General features: G+C 71.6%; 15 protein-coding genes. 7 read left to right on the top strand and 8 right to left on the bottom strand.

Annotation, left to right across the window (positions count from 1 at the left end; translation table 11 throughout):
- Positions 1-93 precede the first annotated feature (93 nt).
- On the bottom strand, positions 94-1,080 hold the full coding sequence (locus Pka01_RS21315; RefSeq protein ID WP_203884576.1) for a LysR family transcriptional regulator: 987 nt from the start codon (positions 1,078-1,080) through the stop codon (positions 94-96).
- A gap of 94 nt (positions 1,081-1,174) precedes the next feature.
- On the opposite strand from Pka01_RS21315, the gene Pka01_RS21310 reads away from it, so the two are divergent.
- From Pka01_RS21310 to Pka01_RS21300, 3 genes are all read left to right on the top strand, one after another.
- Positions 1,175-2,449: a pyridoxal phosphate-dependent aminotransferase gene (locus Pka01_RS21310; protein ID WP_203884575.1), complete on the top strand. Its 1,275-nt coding sequence runs from the start codon at positions 1,175-1,177 to the stop codon at positions 2,447-2,449.
- A 208-nt stretch (positions 2,450-2,657) separates the two neighbouring features.
- A complete protein-coding gene (locus Pka01_RS21305; RefSeq protein ID WP_203884574.1) occupies positions 2,658-3,308 on the top strand; it encodes a GNAT family N-acetyltransferase in 651 nt (216 codons plus the stop codon).
- 249 nt (positions 3,309-3,557) lie between these two features.
- Positions 3,558-6,551 (top strand): AfsR/SARP family transcriptional regulator, encoded by a 2,994-nt coding sequence (locus Pka01_RS21300; protein ID WP_203884573.1) that lies wholly within the window; start codon positions 3,558-3,560, stop codon positions 6,549-6,551.
- A gap of 273 nt (positions 6,552-6,824) precedes the next feature.
- On the opposite strand, the gene Pka01_RS21295 is transcribed toward Pka01_RS21300, so the two are convergent.
- From Pka01_RS21295 to Pka01_RS21285, 3 genes are read right to left on the bottom strand one after another with little or no spacing between them, the layout of a single operon-like run.
- Complete coding sequence (locus Pka01_RS21295; protein ID WP_203884617.1) at positions 6,825-8,312, bottom strand: DUF7059 domain-containing protein; 1,488 nt, start codon at positions 8,310-8,312, stop codon at positions 6,825-6,827.
- A 14-nt stretch (positions 8,313-8,326) separates the two neighbouring features.
- Positions 8,327-9,313, bottom strand: a complete 987-nt coding sequence (locus Pka01_RS21290) for an NAD(P)-dependent oxidoreductase (protein WP_203884572.1) — start codon at positions 9,311-9,313, stop codon at positions 8,327-8,329.
- A 52-nt stretch (positions 9,314-9,365) separates the two neighbouring features.
- The gene (locus Pka01_RS21285; RefSeq protein WP_203884571.1) at positions 9,366-9,956 is read right to left on the bottom strand and encodes a TetR/AcrR family transcriptional regulator; all 591 of its coding nucleotides are present in this window, start codon (positions 9,954-9,956) and stop codon (positions 9,366-9,368) included.
- 222 nt (positions 9,957-10,178) lie between these two features.
- Here Pka01_RS21285 and Pka01_RS21280 point away from each other — a divergent pair, with 222 nt between their 5' ends.
- The 4 genes from Pka01_RS21280 (at position 10,179) to Pka01_RS21265 (ending at position 13,238) form a co-directional block, all read left to right on the top strand.
- Positions 10,179-10,643: a winged helix-turn-helix transcriptional regulator gene (locus tag Pka01_RS21280; protein ID WP_203884570.1), complete on the top strand. Its 465-nt coding sequence runs from the start codon at positions 10,179-10,181 to the stop codon at positions 10,641-10,643.
- A 97-nt stretch (positions 10,644-10,740) separates the two neighbouring features.
- Positions 10,741-11,529 carry an SURF1 family cytochrome oxidase biogenesis protein gene (locus Pka01_RS21275; protein WP_203884569.1) on the top strand — a complete coding sequence of 263 codons (789 nt, stop codon included), beginning with the start codon at positions 10,741-10,743 and terminating at the stop codon, positions 11,527-11,529.
- A gap of 41 nt (positions 11,530-11,570) precedes the next feature.
- Positions 11,571-11,933, top strand: a complete 363-nt coding sequence (locus Pka01_RS21270) for a putative glycolipid-binding domain-containing protein (protein WP_239115172.1) — start codon at positions 11,571-11,573, stop codon at positions 11,931-11,933.
- 105 nt (positions 11,934-12,038) lie between these two features.
- Positions 12,039-13,238 carry an amidohydrolase family protein gene (locus Pka01_RS21265; protein ID WP_203884567.1) on the top strand — a complete coding sequence of 400 codons (1,200 nt, stop codon included), beginning with the start codon at positions 12,039-12,041 and terminating at the stop codon, positions 13,236-13,238.
- Here Pka01_RS21265 and Pka01_RS21260 read toward each other — a convergent pair.
- From Pka01_RS21260 to Pka01_RS21245, 4 genes are read right to left on the bottom strand one after another with little or no spacing between them, the layout of a single operon-like run.
- Positions 13,235-14,029 (bottom strand): ABC transporter ATP-binding protein, encoded by a 795-nt coding sequence (locus tag Pka01_RS21260; RefSeq protein WP_203884566.1) that lies wholly within the window; start codon positions 14,027-14,029, stop codon positions 13,235-13,237. The genes Pka01_RS21265 and Pka01_RS21260 overlap by 4 nt on opposite strands.
- Entirely contained in the window at positions 14,026-14,850 is an 825-nt protein-coding gene (locus Pka01_RS21255) for an ATP-binding cassette domain-containing protein (RefSeq protein ID WP_203884565.1), read from the bottom strand. Before Pka01_RS21255 ends, Pka01_RS21260 begins: the two co-directional genes overlap by 4 nt.
- Positions 14,847-15,725 carry an ABC transporter permease gene (locus Pka01_RS21250; protein WP_203884564.1) on the bottom strand — a complete coding sequence of 293 codons (879 nt, stop codon included), beginning with the start codon at positions 15,723-15,725 and terminating at the stop codon, positions 14,847-14,849. The genes Pka01_RS21255 and Pka01_RS21250 overlap by 4 nt, the downstream gene beginning before the upstream one ends.
- Positions 15,722-16,687, bottom strand: coding sequence for an ABC transporter permease (locus Pka01_RS21245; protein WP_203884563.1), 966 nt, complete (start codon positions 16,685-16,687; stop codon positions 15,722-15,724). Before Pka01_RS21245 ends, Pka01_RS21250 begins: the two co-directional genes overlap by 4 nt.
- Between the last annotated feature and the right edge of the window lie 76 nt (positions 16,688-16,763).

The following is a 16,763-nucleotide window of genomic DNA, read 5'->3' as shown; positions in this document are numbered from 1 at the left end:
GTCCTCTGCGTCAGGGGTACGTCGGGTGCTGGTGGTGCCGGATGAGCCGGGACGGTGGACCCGTCACTGCAACGTACTCCGCCCGGTGATCGATCACACGGGTGATCCTCCGGAGCCGTGCGGGGGCCCGTTTCGCGGGTCGCCGTCCTCTCTGTGCCCGCGCAGGTGGCCGAGGTCGGTCACCAGGAAGCGCGCGGCGACGTGGATCGCCCGCAGCGTCGCGGCGACGGACGGCCGGTGCACGCTCGACTCCCTCGCCACCGCGTAGACGTGCCGCTCGACGGGCTCGCCGGGCAGATCCCGGACGGCGACCCCCCGGACGCCCGCGGCGAGGGCCAGCGCGGGCACGGCCGCGATCCCGATCCCCCGGGCCACGAGGCTCAGGATGGTCCCGAGCCCCTCGAACTCCCACGCGACGGGGGCCGCCCCGCCGGCCGTGCCCAGGAGGCGGTCGACGGCGGTGCGGGACGGCTCACCGTCCGGCGTGGCCATCCACGGCTCCTCGCGAAGGGCGGCCAGGTCGATGGGCACGCCGGGATCGGCCATGGGGTGCCGCCTGGGCACCACGAGGACCAGGGGATCCACGAGCAGCGGAAACGTCCGCACCGAGGTGTCTCGGCGCGCCCGGCCCCACCAGTCGTCGATCAGGGCGATGTCGACCTCGCCCGACTCCACCTCGCGCATGCCGCGCCCGGACCTGCTCTGGCGCAGTCGCAACGACAGCTCCCGGTGGCGTCGCAGCGAGCGTGCGAGTGCGGGTGCGAAGGCCACGGCCGCGGTGGGGAACGCGGTGACCACCACCCGCCCGGACGGCGTCGCCGTGTGCGCGGACAGGTCCGACTCGGCCGTCTCGACCATCGCGAGGATCCGCTGGGCGTGGTCGACGAGACGCCATCCCGCGTCGGTGAGTTCGGCGCTTCTGGACGTCCGGTCGAGCAGGGCCGCGCCCGCCTCCCGTTCGAGCGCGGCGAGTTGCTGGGAGACCGCCGATGCGCTGTACCCGAGCGATGAGGCCGTCGCCGCTATGCTCCCGCGCCGAGCGAACTCGCAGATCAGGATCAATCGGCGCAGATCGAGCATCGGTCTTCCTTACTCCCGGCACCTGAAAGCCTCGCTTGTGCTGATGCCTATACCCCGAGACCCTGGGAACGTTCCGCCGATATCTGGAGGCATAGTGAATGTCATCCTGTCTGCGACATTGGCGGCGAACGAGGACATCGTCCGAAGGCGCCGCGCGGGAATCCGCGTCCTCAACCTCGCCTTCGGGGAGGCGGGCCTGCCGGTGCACCCGGCACTGCGGAACAGGCTCTCCGAGGCGAGCGGCGACAACGGTTACGGCGAGGTCGCCGGCTCAGCCGAGCTGAGGGAGTCGGCCGCCGGATACTGGGGACGGCGCGGACTGCCCACGGACCCCGGCCTGGTGGTGTCCGGGCCCGGCAGCAAGGCCCTGCTGTTCGGCCTGCTCCTCGCCCTCGGCGGCGACGTCGTCCTCCCGATGCCGAGCTGGGTGAGCTACGCCGCCCAGGCCGAGATCGTCGGCGTGCGGCCGATCCTGCTGCCTCCGCCTCCCGGCGAGGGCGGCGTTCCCGACCCGGACCTGCTCGCCCCGGCCGTGTCCGAGGCCAGGGCGCGCGGCCGCGTCGTCAACTCGGTGCTGGTCACCCTGCCCGACAACCCCACAGGCAGGCTCGCCCGGCCGGAGACCGTACGGCGGTTGGCGGTCCTGGCCCGCGAGCTCGACCTGATCATCATCTCGGACGAGATCTACCGCGACCTCGTGCACGACCCCTCGGCCGTGTTCGCCAGCCCCGCCGAGTTCGCCCCCGAGCGCACGGTCATCACGACCGGGCTCAGCAAGAGCCTGGCGCTCGGCGGCTGGCGCACCGGATGCACCCGGCTGCCCGCGGCCGGCCTCCGTGACCGGCTGCTCGCCCTGGCCAGTGAGATCTGGTCGACGCCGCCCGCGCCGGTGCAGCACGCCGCCGCGTACGCGTTCAGTGAGCCGCGTGACCTGGTGCGCCGGGTGGCCGACAGCCGGCGGTTGCACGGCATCGTGGCCCGTGCCGTCGCCGAGCGTTTCACCAGGTCGGGGGCGCACGTGGAGCCACCGCAAGGCGGCTTCTACCTGTACCCGGAAATACCGTCTTTCGGGTCGTCGACCGAGCTCGCCACCGAACTGATCGAGAAGCACGGCGTCGCCGTCCTGCCCGGCACGGCCTTCGGGGACCGTCAGCGGGCGCCCCGGATCAGGGTCGCCACCAGCCTGTTGTACGGGGAGTCCGCCGAGCAGCGGCTCGCCGCCCTCTGCGCGGACGACCCGACCCGGCTGCCCTGGATCGCCGCCTCCCTCAGGCATCTCGACGAGGCGCTCGAGGGGCTCGGACGGTGCCGCGGCGGGCGCTCCAGAGGCGGCGCCGCCACGGAGACAGCCGTCGCGTCCCGCCTCTGACGGGCGTCGTCGAAGCCCCTATATGAGGCACTTCGGGGGTGTACGCGATCTTTGCCGAAATCTTTACCTGGAACCCCTACGCGAACGGCCTGCTGTCACCCCTCTGACCTGCGGTTTTGTCGCATAATCCACTGCTTAACCTGGGGCACCACAAGATGTCTCGTGTCATTAAGCACCAGGCATCTTTCCAAGCCCTCATCATGTGCTCATGCCCGCTTTTGTCACCCTGTCCGGGCGCTCCGTGCGCCTGGAACCGCTCAGCCTGGCGGTGATCGACGAACTCGTCGCCGCTGCGAGTGAAGACCGCTCGACCTATGCCTTCACTCGCGTTCCCGCAGGCCGGGACGAGATGGTCTCCTACGTGGAGGCCGCTCTGGCTGAGCAGGCGGAGGGCCGCACGTTGCCCTTCGCCATCCGGTGGCTGCACACCGACCGCATCGTCGGTGCCACCCGCCTGATGAACCTGGAGTACTGGCAGGGCCCCATGCCCTGGCCTCCGGGCTCCAAGGGGATGATCGGCGAGGTCCCGTCCGTGGCGGACATCGGTTACACCTGGCTCGCGGCCGCGGCCCAGGGAACCGGCGTCAACAGGGAGAGCAAGTACCTGATGCTCTCGCACGCCTTCGAGACCTGGCAGGTTCACCGGATCACCCTCAAGGCCGACGTACGCAACACTCGATCTCGGGCCGCCATCGAGGCCCTCGGCGCACACCTCGACGGTGTGCGACGGGCGGACACCCGAGGCGCCGACGACACGGTCCGAGATACGGCGTACTACTCCATCCTCGATCTCGAATGGCCTGCCGTCCGAGAACGTCTCCACGCGAGGCTCGGCCTCGTTGAAGTGGAAGCGGCCTGATCCCGACCCTGCTAATCGGCGCGGCTCCGCTGGAAAGGAGCGGGCCGCGCCGGCCCCGGGCCCGCCCGGGTGAGGCGGTGGCCGCCCCCGCAGGGGCCACCACCTCACAGTCACAACATCCCCATCGGAGCTCAACGCCCGATTGACGGTGAATCAACGCTTCGGTTAACGAGGGCCCTCCTCACTATTGGACCAGCGATCTGGGATCTATCATTTGGTCGAAAAATTGCTAATGGGAGACATGAGCGCATGCCAGGTGACGCCCCCGAGAGCGGCCTCCGCTTCGCCGTGCTCGGACCCGTCCTCGCCTGGCGCGACGGCGACGAGCTCGATCTGGGGACGCCCCTGCAACGCTCCATCCTCGCGATGCTGCTCCTCAGGGAGGGCCGGGCGGCCACACCGGGCGAACTGATCGACGCCATCTGGGGAGAGGACGCTCCCCCGCGGGCGCTCGGCGCCCTGCGCACCTACGTCTCACGCCTGCGCACCGTCCTCGAGCCCGACCGGTCCCGCCGCACCCGCCCTGAGCTGCTCACCTCCGTCGGGCGCGGCTACGCCCTGCGCGTCGAGCCCACCTGGTTCGACCTCGGCGTCTTCCAGCGGGAGACCTCGGCCGCCGAGACCGCCCGCCGTACCGGCGAGACCGCTCACGCCGCCGAACTGCTGCGCGGCGCCCTCGCGTTGTGGTCGGGCGAGCCGCTCGCCGGAGCGGTCGGACCGTACGCCGAGCAGCAGCGCGACCGGCTCATCGAGCGCCGCATCGGCACCGTCGAGGCGTTGATGGAGCTCGACCTGGAGCTCGGCAGGCACACCGACGTCGTGGCCGAGCTGATCGCCCTCACCGCGCAGCACCCGCTCCGTGAACGCCTGCGGGCCCAGCTCATGCTCGCCTACTACCGGTGCGGACGGCAGGCGGAGGCGTTGTCCGTCTTCACCGACACCCGGAACGCGTTGATCGACGAGCTCGGCATCGAGCCGGGCGCCGAGCTGACGGACCTCCACCGCCGCATCCTGGCGGCCGATCCGTCTCTGGCCCCCGTGCGGCCCGCCGAGCCCGTACGGCCGAGCCCTCCCGAGCCGCGGGACGACGACCAGGCCGAGGCGGAGCCGGTCGTCGAGATGCCCAAGCCCGCCCAGCTGCCGGCCGCCGTCACCGACTTCACGGGCCGCGCGAGCCTGGTCGACCGGCTGCTGATACTGCTCGGGGGCGGCGAGGGCGTGCCGATCGCCGCCGTGTCCGGCATCGGGGGCGTGGGCAAGACCACGCTCGCCGTCCATGTCGCCCACCTGGCCGAGGACCTCTTCCCCGACGGCCAGCTCTATGCGGACCTGCGGGGATACGGCAACGAGCCCACTCCTCCCGAGACCGCGCTGGTGGCCTTCCTGCGCGCCCTCGGCATCCCCGTCGACGTCATCCCCGACGGCCTGGCGGAGCGGTCGGCGCTGTTCCGCTCGCTGCTCGCCGACCGCCGCATGCTCGTGCTGCTCGACAACGCCCGTGACGCCGAGCAGGTCGAGCACCTGCTGCCCGGCTCGGCGGGGTGCGCGGCGATCGTCACCGGCCGCGGCAAGCTCGCCGACCTGCCCGGGGCCCGGCTCGTCGACCTCGACGTGATGGAGCCCGACGAGGCGCTCTCGCTGCTGTCGGCGGTCGCCGGGCCCGACCGGGTGGCCGCGGAGCGGGCCCCCGCCATGGACGTGGTCGCCGCCTGCGGCTTCCTGCCGCTGGCCGTGCGCATCGTGGCGTCCCGGCTCGCGGCACGCCCGTCGTGGACGGTGGCGTCCCTGGTCCCCCGGCTGGCGGACGAGCGCAGAAGGCTCGACGAGATGAAGATCGGCAATCTCGCCGTCTCCGCCACCTTCGCCCTGGGATACGGGCAGCTCGATCCTCGGCAGGCCCGCGCGTTCCGGCTGCTGTCCCTGCCGAACGGATCGGACATCTCGGTGTTCGCCGCCGCGGCCGTGCTCGATCTCAGCCCGTCCGAGGCTGAGGACCTGCTGGAGTCGCTCGTCGACGCCAGCCTGCTCGAGGCTCCCGCCCCCGGGCGTTATCGCTTCCACGACCTGCTCAGGCTCTTCGCGCGCCGCAAGGCCGAGGAGACCGACACCCCGGCGGAGCGTGCCCTCGCCCTGCGGCGCCTCCTCGGGTTCTACCTGGCCTCCTCCAGGTCGGCGCACCGTCTCGCCTACGAGGGCAGCGCGATCGCCGACAGCCTGGTCGACCTCGGCGCGCGGGGGCACACGTTCGCGTCGGCCGACGAGGCGGTGGCCTGGTTGTCCGCGGAGGCCGAGGACCTGTTCGCCGCCATCGGCCACGCCGCGGAGTCCGCGGGCTCGGCGGACGACCTGGTGCCCGCCGCCGACCTGCTGCTCGCGATGGAGCCGCTGCTCGAGTCGGGGACCAACCAGCGCGAGTTCGAGCAGAGGGGGGCCGCGATGCTGGCCGCCGCCCAGCGGGTCGGCGACCGGCGCAGCGAGATGCGGTGCGCGTACGTGCTCGGCCGCGTCCTGTTCGGGGCGAACCGGCTCGACGAGGCCGAGGACCGGTTCCTCGGCGCGCGGACGATCGGCGAGGAGACCGGCGACCACATCGTGCTCGGCGAGACCTGCAACGCCCTGGCCGTCGTGGCCGGACGGCAGCGGCGCCACGTCGAGGCGCTCGAATGGTTCGAACACGCGACGAGGGTCTACCGGCAGGTCGGCAACCCGGCGGGCGAGGCCCTCGCCCTGAGCTACTCGGCCCGCGACCACCTCGGCCTGGGACGCCCGCAGGACGCCATCGCGGTCTCCGAACGCGGCCTCGCCATGTTCACCGAGATCGGGAGCGGCGCCGGCATCGCCCGCGCGCGCTACCACCTCGGCATCGTCCTGTCCTACGTCGGCCGGCTCAACGAGGCCGTCGTCCACCACGCCGAATGCCTGTCCTTCTTCCGCGCCAGCAACCAGCGCGTCTGGGAGCAGCGGGTCTGCTACCGCCTCGCGGCGACCTTCATCTCCGCGGGCCGGTTCGCCGAAGCGGCCCGCCACGCGGAGCAGGCGCTGGTCGTCAGCCGTGAGATCACTCACCCGTACGGCGAGGCCCAGTCGCTGACCGCCCTGGGCAAGGCCCTGCGCGGAGCGGGTGAGCTGCCGCGCGGCCGGGACGCGCTAACCAAGGCCCTCGACATCTTCAGCAGGCTCGGATCCCCCGAGGCCGAGGACGTCCGCGTCCTCCTGCGGGAGTTCGACCAGGTCGAAACGTAGGTCGTCGTCCAGGCGCGTCATCCGGGTGTGGTTGATCACCGTGACTCTCCGCTTCCGGCATCGGGCGAGGGCCGGTTGCCGGGCCCGCGCGTCGAACGAGGGAGCGCCCGGCCGGTCGTCTGACCACCACCGGACCGCAGGGGCCCGGTTGTCGCCGGTGCGCCCGGTGGCGGCTAGCCGCCTCGCATGACGACCGGCCGGACTCGGCCCGGATCCTCCACCCCCCCGGACCCGTGCCCACCACCAGAGTCGGCCGAGGTGGTCAACGTCCGATCAACGCGTGTTTGCAACCGCGAGGAAGCCCTCGGCGACGAGCGTCCGGAGCGTGCCCGGCGCACGTTCCAGCAGTTCGCCGGCGTCGGCGTCGATGAGTTCCGCGATGGCGGCGAGCAGCGGCCGTACGGGCAGGTCGCCGTCGCAGGCTCCGGCGAGCGCGGCCTCCACCGTCCCGACCGCCGCCGTACGGCGCAGCCCCCGGGTCTGCCGCAGGGCGATCCGCGAAGGATCCTCCGCCCCGGGCACCCCCGAGCGCTCCTCGACGACGCCCTCGGCGAGCGTGAGGTAGGCGTCGAGCAGGTCCTCGTCGGAGATCCGGTGCGCCGCCCCGATCGCCCCGAGCACGTCGCCGACGTACTCCCCCACGGGCAGTTCGACGCGGTGGGTCAGCTCCTCCACGCGCACCACGGGATCCGTCGATCCCGAGTTGTGCAGGGCGATCCAGCCGAAGCCGATGCCGGTCACGTCCAGCGACTCGAACCAGGCCAGCCACTCGTCGTAACGCTCCCGGTAGGCCGTGGTCCCCTGCTCGGCCGAGTCGCGCAGCCACAGCTCGACGTATTCGGCCGGATCCTGCACATCACGCTGTACGGCCCAGCCGTCGCAACCGGTCTCGGTCAGCCAGCCGCCGACCCTGTCGCGCCAGTCCTCCCCCTTGACGTGCAGCCAGTTGGCCAGGAATCGGCCGTGTCCGTCCTGGTCGAGGTGGCGGGGCGTGCGCCGGACCAGATCGCGGCAGAAGTCGTCGCCCTGGAAGCCCGACTCCCGGTAGGAGAACCGGCCCGCCGGCGAGATCACGAAGGGCGGGTTAGAGACGACGAGGTCGAACGTCTCCCCGTGCACAGGGTCGAACAGGGACCCCTCACGGGCGTCGACGCCGGAGACCCCGGACAACATCCAGCTCAGCCGGGCCAGTTCGAGCGCCCTGCCGTTGACGTCGGTCGCGACGATCTCCTCGGCGCGGCCGGCGAGGTGCAGCACCTGCACGCCGCATCCGGTGCCGAGGTCGAGCGCCCGGCCCACCGGCCCGCCCGCGCCCAACTGGGCGAGGTTGGCCGACGCGCCGCCCGCCCCGACGACGTGATCGGGCCGCAGCGCCGGATCGCCCGGCCTGACCTTCCTGTCGGAGACCACCCAGGCGGGATCCCCCTCGCCCGTGTCCCACGGCTGCAGGTGGACCCCGGCGTGAACGGTGTCGCCCCGCCGTACGATCAGGCCCGCCTCGGCGAGGCCGTCGACCGGCAGGCCCGCGGCCGCCAGGTCGGACGCGTCGACGCGCGCGCCGAGCCACCACAACCGGATGAGGGTGGCGAGCGGGTCGCCGTCCCTGGTGGCCCGCAGGGCGGGAACGGTCTCCTCACGCGCCAGCGCGGTCGCGGCCACCTCGCCCAGCCGTTCGCGGACACCGTCGATCGTGTACCCGGCCTCGACGAAACCATCACGAAGCCGTAGGACCAGGTCAGATGGGGGAAGCACGGAAGAAATCTATCGCGGCCGCATCAATCCATCGCCGGCCAGCGGGCGTACATCGGGCTCTCCCCGCGCAGCAGCCTGGCGATGTCGTCGACCAGCAGTTCGGCCTGGCTGAGCTCGGTCTCGTCGGTGGCCTCGCCGAGATGCGGCGTCAGCACGACGTTGCGCAGGTGGGTGATCGGGTGCCCCGGCTCCAACCACTCGCGCTCGAAGTGGTCGAGGCCAGCGCCGCCGAGGTGTCCCCAGCGAAGGGCGTCGACCAGCGCGGTCAGGTCGTTCACGGCCGCCGTCGAGGTGTTCAGGTAGACGGCGCCCTCCTTCATCAGGGCGAACTCCGTGGGGCCGATGAAGGTCCGCGTCTCCTCGGTGACGGGCACGTGCAGGGACACCACGTCGGCCTCCCGCAGCAGGTCCCGCAGATCATGGGTCGCCTCGGGCACGAAGGGATCGGTCGCGATCACGCGCATCCCCAGCCCCTCCGCCCGCCATCGCACGGCCCGGCCGACCCGGCCGAGGCCGACGATGCCGAACGTGCAGCCCGCCATGCGCCGGCCGCGCAGGCGGTGACCGGGCGACACCCCGCCTCTGAAGACCTCGCCGCTGCGGATCTCGCGGTCGGCCGCGGCGATGTTCCTGGTCACGGCGAACAGCAGGCCGATGGTGAGCTCGGCCACCGCGTCCGCGTCGCGCTCCGGGGCCCACAACACGGGGATGCCGCGCCGCTCGGCCAGGCGCAGATCCACTCCCTCCGCGGTCCCGACACAGGCGACGACGGTCAGCGGAAGGTCCAGGACGGGCGCCGTCACCTCGTCCCCCGAGACGACCAGGATCGTCGACTCCGACGCCACGATCAGGTCGGCCAGGTCCTCACCGGAGAACCCGCGCACCGGCCGGGCGACCCCCTCGGACTCCTCGACGATGTGGGCGATCTCCCGCAGGCTGGCGCGGGCACGCTCGGGAAGTTCGGCCAGGACGAGAGCCCTGGGCCGTCCGAGATCATGTCCTACTGCCACAATCGCGACGATATCCGGTCCCACCAGGAACTATGTCGAGGTGGTCCGGTCCTCACGGCATCCGGAGGCTGTTCCAGGCCGCCTCGCCGAGCCCGCGGATCTCCTCCTCCGTGGGCTGGTGGGCCCCCGCGAACCACAGACGGCACATCTCCTGGGCCGGCCCGAGCCACAGGACGTAACACATCGTCGGGTGGACCGGCTGGAGGAGCCCCTCCTTCATGTGCGGCCGCCACCAGTCGGCGACCTGGCGGAAGAAGGCCCGCCGCCCGTCGTTGACCTCCGCGCCGCCCGGCTCCTCGCGCCGGGGCGGCCGCTCGCTGATCAGCAGCCGCGCCCGTTCCGGATTCTCGCCGCACCACGACATGTGGAGCGCGACAATGGCCTCGATCCCGCTCCGGGCGTCGTCGTGACGGGTCAGTTCACCGATGAAGGCCTCCTGGTACGCCTGGAGGATCTCGGCGTACAGCACTCCGAAGACGTGCTCCTTGCTCGCGAAGTGGTGGTAGAAACTTCCCACGCTGACGCCGCTCTCCTCGCGGAGGCTCGCGAGCGTCGTGGCGGACACACCGTCCTGGCTGAACCTGCGCAGCGCACCCTCGATGATCCTGGTGCGGCCGTCCCGGCCGTGCTTCGCGCTCTTCACAGGGTCAATGGTGACCTAACAGAACCTTATTCTGCAAATGTCGCAGAGGTTCCGGATCTCCACCCGGCCAACGCCCCTGTCATTGTCGCAGCCGTCGGACCGCACCGGCATCCCGCGGTTCGCGCCCGAACCGCCTTGTGAGACGCAGGATGAGACGGCCGTCATCTGAGTCCCCAAAGTAGACTTGGCTGTCGGGAAGGCAGTGGAATTACGATGCGTGACATGCGGCACATTCGAGTGGACAACTGCTCGATCGAGCGGACGCTCGCCGTCATCGGCGAGAAGTGGACGCTGCTGGTCCTGCGCGAGGCCTTCAACGGTGTACGGCGGTTCGCCGACCTCCAGGCCGGCACCGGCGCGCCCCGGCAGGTGCTCTCCGCCCGGCTCGCCGGGCTCGTGGCGGAGGGCCTGCTGCGCAAGGAGCCCTATCAGGAGCCCGGTCAGCGGCAGCGCGACGAGTACCGGCTCACCCAGAAGGGGCTCGACCTGTACCCGATCATGATCGCGCTGACCCAGTGGGGCGACCGTTACGTCGCCGATCCGGAAGGCCCGGCCGTCGTCATCACCCACCGCGACTGCGGCGAACCCATCGAGATCAAGTTGGAGTGCGCCGACGGACACGAGGTCGGCGGCGCCCGCGAGGCCACCGCCCGGCCGGGCCCGGGTCTCCGGCTCCGCTCGGCCTAGTAATCACCGGCTCCGCTCCGCCTGGAAAGGCGCTTTACCCGGCGGCCCGGCCCGGGCTGAGGGCGGGACCGCACGGCGGGCTGCCTACGCTGGTCACGTGTACCGGTTCCTCCTCACGCCGCGATGGCTCGGGCTGCACCTGCTCGTGCTCGTGCTCATCCCCGCCTTCGTCTTCCTCGGCCGATGGCAGTACGGGCGATTCGAGGAGAAATCAGCAGCCGGCGACCTGATCACCGCCAACCTGAGCAGCGCCTCGGTGCCCCTGACGACCCTCGATCGCGTGGGCGCCGGAACCGTGCCGAACACGGTGAAGTACCGGTCGGTCACCGTCGACGGGCGCTACGACGCCACCCATGAGCTCGTGGTGAGACGGCGCACCCAGAACAGCGTCCTGGGCTTCTACGTGATCACACCTCTCGTGACCTCCCAGGGGACCGTCCTGGTGAATCGCGGCTGGGTCAAGGCGGGAGCGACCGCCGACGCGCCTCCGGAGGTGCCGCCGCCCCCGACCGGCGACGTCACGGTCACGGGACGGCTCAGGCCCACCGAGACCGAGGACTCCAGCGGCATCAGGAACCGCGGCGGCCTGCCGCCCGGCCAGGTCCTGCTCATCAACACCGCCGACATCGGCAAGACTCTTCCTTATCCCCTGTTCGGGGGGTTCATCGAGCTGACCGGGCAACAGCCGCAGGCGGCGACCGCGCCCGACCCCGTCCCTCGCCCCGACGTGAGCGAGGGCGGCGGGCTCAACCTCGCCTACGCCGTCCAGTGGTGGTTGTTCATCGGCGTGGCGGTGGGCGGATGGGCGCTGCTGATGCGCCGCGAGGCGCACGACCTGCGCGCCGCCGCCGAGGATCCCGCGCGCGAGGGCGCCCCGACTCCGTAGGGTTGGACGCGGAAGCAATCTCCCCGAGCCTCGGAGGCCCGATGCGCTCCCTCGTCTGGATGGAAGACGTAGGCGCCGAACATGCGGAAGTCGACTTCGACGGGCCGCCTCGGGGCTGCGACGACGACCTTGACGGGGCCCTTGACTGCGATCTCGGCCGGTCGCCTCTCACCGACCCGACGCCGGTGCTCCGGCGCGGCCTCCTGGACGGGGGCGGCCGGGTCGCGCCGATCATGGCCCGGGTGCGGGTGCCGCATCCCCAGGTGATCCGCCACCCCCGGTGGTACACCCACCTCGACCAGGGATCGGTCCGCTACGAGAGCGCCGGTTTCGCCGCCGGCCTGCCCTACGACGCCGACGGCCTGGTGATCGACTACCCCGGGGCGGCCCGTGCCGTACGGTGAGAGACGAGACCCGGGCGTGAAGACGCCGCCGGGTGAACGAACGGATACCAACCGGAGACCTTGCAGCTTGTTCGGTGTTATCCCATGGCCTTACGGTTTACTACTGTGACTACGCCGCAAACCGACACCGACCCGGAGCCGAGGCGGCGGAGTTACGTGATCATATCGGCTGATGATCATCTCATCGAGCCCGCCGACTTGTTCGAGGACCGGCTGCCGGACAAGTACAAGGACCTCGCGCCCAAGGTCGTCGAGACCGATGCCGGCCACCAGGTGTGGCGGTACGGCGGGGCGACCTACCCCTGCGCGGGGCTCGACGTGGGCGCCGGCCTGCCCAAGGAGCAGTGGACCCTCGACCCCGTCCGTTTCGAGGACATGCGGCCTGGCTGCTACGACATCGAGGCGCGCATCGCCGACATGGACCGCGCCGGTATCTGGGCGGCCTTGTCCTTCCCCGGGATGCTGGCGACCCAGGCGGGCATGCCGTTCGCCAGGACCCGCGACAAGGACCTCGGCCTGGCCCTGGTCAAGGCGTGGAACGACTGGCACGTGGACGTGTGGGCCGGGACCTATCCCGAGCGCATGATCGCGCTCCAGCTCCCCTGGCTGCCCGACCCGGAGATCGCGGCCAAGGAGATCAAGGCCAACGCCGCCCGCGGGTTCAAGGCCGTGGTGTTCCCCGAGTTCCCCACCCGGCTGAGGCTCCCGTCGATCCACAGCGGCCACTGGGACCCGTTCTTCGCCGCCTGTGAGGAGACCGGGACGGTCGTCTGCCTCCACACGGGCGGGTCGTCGTGGGCGCCGGTCCCCTCTCCGGACACCCCGATCGAGGCGATCACGACGCTGATCCCGGCGAGCGCGATGTTCGCCTGCGCCGACTGGCTGTGGTCCGGCGTGCCGCTGCGCTTCCCCAACCTGCGCATCCTGATCGCGGAGGGCGGCGTCGGCTGGCTGCCGATGTTGTCCGAGCGTGCCGACTACGCGCTCGACCACCCCGTCGCGGCCGAGACGACCTGGGAGGGCGGCCTCAAGCCCAGCGAGGTGCTCCGGCGCAACTTCTTCTTCGGGACCCTCGACGACAACGCGCTCGGCGGCGTGCGGCTCGCGGTCGGCATGGAGCACGTCCTGCTGGAGAGCGGCTATCCCCGCGCCGAGTCCACCTGGCCGGACACCCAGCAGACGGTCGCGCAGAACCTCGGCATGCTGCCGCCCGCCGACGTCGCCAGGGTGGCGTACGGCAACGCCGCGCGCCTGTTCGGGCATCCTCTGCCGTCCCGGGCCTGGCTGCGGATGGAGGAGCTCTAGGCGGGCGGGCGAGGAAGCCGGGGCACGCTCCGGACCAGCCGCCGCGTATAGGCGTGACGGGGTGAGCCGAGCACGGCCGCGGTCTCGCCCTGCTCCACGACACGTCCCCGCTCGAGCACGGCCACCTGCGGGCACAACGCCGCCACCACGGCGAGGTCGTGGGAGACCATCACGACTGTCAGGCCGCGGGTCTCCCGCAACTCGGCCAGCAGATCGACGATGCGCACCCGGGTCGACACGTCCAGCGCGCTCACCGGCTCGTCCGCCAGCAGGACGCGCGGCTCGCTCACGATGGCGCGGGCGATGGCGACCCGCTGCCGCTGCCCGCCGGAGAACTCATGGGGATACCGGCCCGCCGCGTCCTCCGGCAGCCCGACCGCGCGCAGCGCCGCGGCGACGCGCTCCCCGGCCGCCGCCCTCCTGCCGGGACGCGGCAGATCCCGCAGCAGGCCGAGCGAGCGAAGTGGTTCGGAGACGATCCTCGCGACGCTCTGGCGCGGATCGAGCGAGGAGTAGGGGTCCTGGAAGACCGTCTGCACGTCGCGCCGGAAGCTCCGCATGCGCCGCCGGTCGCCGAGGGCGAGCGTGTCGCCGTCGAAGAGGATCCGCCCCGTGGTCGGCGTCGCCAACCCGAGCAGCAGGCGCAGCAGCGTGGTCTTGCCCGCGCCCGACTCCCCCACGAGGGCGACGCCCCTGCCCTGCGTGATCTCGATCGACACGTCCGTGAGGACGGGCGCCGCACGGCGGTAGGCGTAACCCACTTCGCGCGCCTCGATGATCGGTGAGCTCATGACCGCCCTCCCCCGTCCAGCCCGTTCAGCGCAGCGTCCAGTTCGCGGGCGCTGCTCACGAGTTCCCGGGCGTACGGGTGCCGCGGTGCGTTGACGACGTCGAGGAGGGCGCCGGACTCCACCGCGGTGCCGTCCTTGAGGATGAGGACGTGGTCGGTGATCCCCGAGACGACCGCCAGGTCGTGGCCGATGAACAGCAGCGCCATCGAACGGGCGGAGACCAGGCCGTCGAGCAGCGCGAGGACCTCGGCCTGCACGGTCACGTCGAGCGCCGTCGTGGGTTCGTCGGCGATCAGCAGCGCAGGACGGCAGGCGAGGGCCATGGCGATCGCCACCCGCTGACGCTGCCCGCCGGAGATCTCGTGGGGGTACGCCCTCGCGATCCTGTCCGGCTCGGCCAGCCGCACCTCCTCGAGCGCGGTCGTGACGGCCTCCCTCAGGGCCTGCCCGCGCAGCCCCTGAGCACGTCTGAGCGGCTCGGCGACCTGGTGGCCGATCCTCATCAGCGGATCGAGCGCCGTGAGCGGCTCCTGGAAGACCACGCTCGCGGCCCGGCCTCGCAGACGGTTCAGCAGCCGTTCCCGGGCGCCGACGATCTCCGTCCGTCCCATGCCGGGGACATCGAGGGCGACGCTGCCCGACGCGGTCATCCCCGGCGGAAGGAGACCCATGATCGCCAGCGCCGTCAGCGACTTGCCCGACCCCGACTCTCCGATCAGGCCGAACCGGCTGCCCGCGTCCACCGTGAAGGACAGGTCAGAGATCAGGTCGCGGCCGTCCGCCGAGCGCACCCCCAGCCCGGTGACCTCGAGCAGGCTCATCGGCGCCTCCTCCTGGTGGGATCGGCGACGTCCCGGAAGCCGTCCGCGACGAGGTTCACCCCGATCACGAGCACGACGATGAGGACGCCGGGGGCGATCACCCCGACCGGGGCGATGAACACGCTCGCCTGCGCCTCCTGCAGCATGCGGCCCCAGGACGCGTTGGGCGGCGGAGCACCGAGCCCCAGATACGACAGGCTCGCCTCCGCCAGTACGGCCAGGCCGAACTGGAGGGCGAGGTTGACCGACACCGTTGGCCAGATGTTCGGCAGCACGTGTTCGAGGACCACGCGCGGCCACGACGTCCCCGATGTGCGCGCCGCCGTGATGAAGTCGTGGGCGAGCACGCGCTTGACGAGCACGCGCGTGAGCCGGGCGACGATCGCCGACATGGCCAGCCCGATCGCGACGATCGCCGACGTGAGGGATGCCGCCCGCGTCGCGGCGACGAGCATCGCCAGCAGCAGCGTGGGAAACGCGATGAGGATGTCCAGGAGCGCGGAGACGACGTCGTCCAGCCACCGGGTGGCGAACCCGGCCGCCAGTCCGGCGGCGACCCCGATCACGCCGCCGAGCACGACCGAACCCGCCCCCGCCGCGAGGGCGATCCGTGCGCCGATCATGAGCTGGGTCAGCAGGTCGCGTCCCAGCTTGTCCGTGCCGAGCAGGTGCGGCAGTCCGGGCGGCATGAGCCGCCGTCCCGAGGTGTCCTCGGGAGCGAACGGCACCCAGAACAGCGAGACGACCGCCACGAGCACGATCACACCGACGAGCACGCAGCCGATCGTGAGCGTCACCGATCGGGACACGTGGCGGGGCGCGGCCTGCGCCTCTTGTTCGTCCGGCGCGCCGATGAGGGCCTGCTCGGCGCTCATCGGACGTCCCTGGCGAGCGAGTGGCGCAGCCTCGGGTCGATGAGGCGCTGGACGAGGTCGGCGGCGAATCCGATGACCAGCACCACGAGCGTGCTGACGAACAGGATGCCCTGGATGACCGGGTAGTCGTGCTGGGCGAGTCCCTTCACCAGCATGCCGCCGAGCCCGGGGAGGGCGAAGACGCTCTCCACGACGACCGCGCCCAGGAAGGTGCTCGCGAGCTCGATGCCCAGGATCGAGATGACGGGCACGACCGCGTTGCGCAGTCCGTGACGCCACATCGCGCGGGCGAAGGAGGAGCCGAGCGCCCGGGACGTCCGCAGATGGTCGCTGCCGAGCACGTCCAGCGTGGCCGAGCGCACGTACCGGATCAGCGAGGCCGACATGACCAGGGCGATCGTGACGACCGGCAACGTCAGCGAGGTGAGCGCCTTCGCCGGGTCGGCCCAGTCGTCCGGCGGGAACCCCCCGGCGGGCATGACCCGCAGCGAGATCGAGAACACGGTGATCAGCAACATGCCGACCCAGAAGACCGGGACGGCGATCCCCAGCTGGGACACGCCGCTGAGGACCGAGCCGTACCACGTGTTCGCCTTGTGCGCGGCGACGAATCCCACCGGCACGGCCACGACGACGGCGAGCACGAAGGACAGCAGGGTGAGCGGAACCGTGACGACGAGCCGTGCGGCGATCTCCGGGCCGACCGGGAGCGTGCTCACGAACGACTCGCCCAGGTCGAGGGTCGCGAGCCGGCCCACCCAGGAGACGAACTGCTCCGGCAGCGGGCGGTCGGTGCCGATCTGGTGGCGGGCGGCGGCGATCTGGTCCGGGGTCGCGCCCACGGAGAGCAGCGAGTTCGCCGGATCCCCCGGAAGGAGCCTGAGCAGCAGGAACAACACCACCGCGGCCAGCAGCAACGAGACGACGAGGAACGCCGTCCGGCGCAACAGGTAGGCGATCATGTCGGTCCGATCGTGATGCGGGTGGCGAAAGGCCGGCCCCGGCCCGCCGTACGGCACGGCGGGCGGGGCGGGACCA

This window comes from Planotetraspora kaengkrachanensis (genome assembly GCF_016862895.1).
Lineage (GTDB): Bacteria > Actinomycetota > Actinomycetes > Streptosporangiales > Streptosporangiaceae > Planotetraspora > Planotetraspora kaengkrachanensis.
The sequence above is the reverse complement of the archived record's forward strand: the minus strand, read 5'-3'. Positions and strand labels throughout refer to the sequence as shown.

What these genes read in the sequence shown, in the direction of transcription:
- Pka01_RS21270 (WP_239115172.1), top strand. Translation starts at nt 11,571, where the DNA reads ATGCGCTCCCTCGTCTGGATGGAAGACGTAGGCGCCGAACATGCGGAA.
- Pka01_RS21300 (WP_203884573.1), top strand. Translation starts at nt 3,558, where the DNA reads ATGCCAGGTGACGCCCCCGAGAGCGGCCTCCGCTTCGCCGTGCTCGGA.
- Pka01_RS21245 (WP_203884563.1), bottom strand. Translation starts at nt 16,687, where the DNA reads ATGATCGCCTACCTGTTGCGCCGGACGGCGTTCCTCGTCGTCTCGTTG.
- Pka01_RS21250 (WP_203884564.1), bottom strand. Translation starts at nt 15,725, where the DNA reads ATGAGCGCCGAGCAGGCCCTCATCGGCGCGCCGGACGAACAAGAGGCG.
- Pka01_RS21305 (WP_203884574.1), top strand. Translation starts at nt 2,658, where the DNA reads ATGCCCGCTTTTGTCACCCTGTCCGGGCGCTCCGTGCGCCTGGAACCG.
- Pka01_RS21315 (WP_203884576.1), bottom strand. Translation starts at nt 1,080, where the DNA reads ATGCTCGATCTGCGCCGATTGATCCTGATCTGCGAGTTCGCTCGGCGC.
- Pka01_RS21260 (WP_203884566.1), bottom strand. Translation starts at nt 14,029, where the DNA reads ATGAGCTCACCGATCATCGAGGCGCGCGAAGTGGGTTACGCCTACCGC.
- Pka01_RS21255 (WP_203884565.1), bottom strand. Translation starts at nt 14,850, where the DNA reads ATGAGCCTGCTCGAGGTCACCGGGCTGGGGGTGCGCTCGGCGGACGGC.
- Pka01_RS21280 (WP_203884570.1), top strand. Translation starts at nt 10,179, where the DNA reads ATGCGGCACATTCGAGTGGACAACTGCTCGATCGAGCGGACGCTCGCC.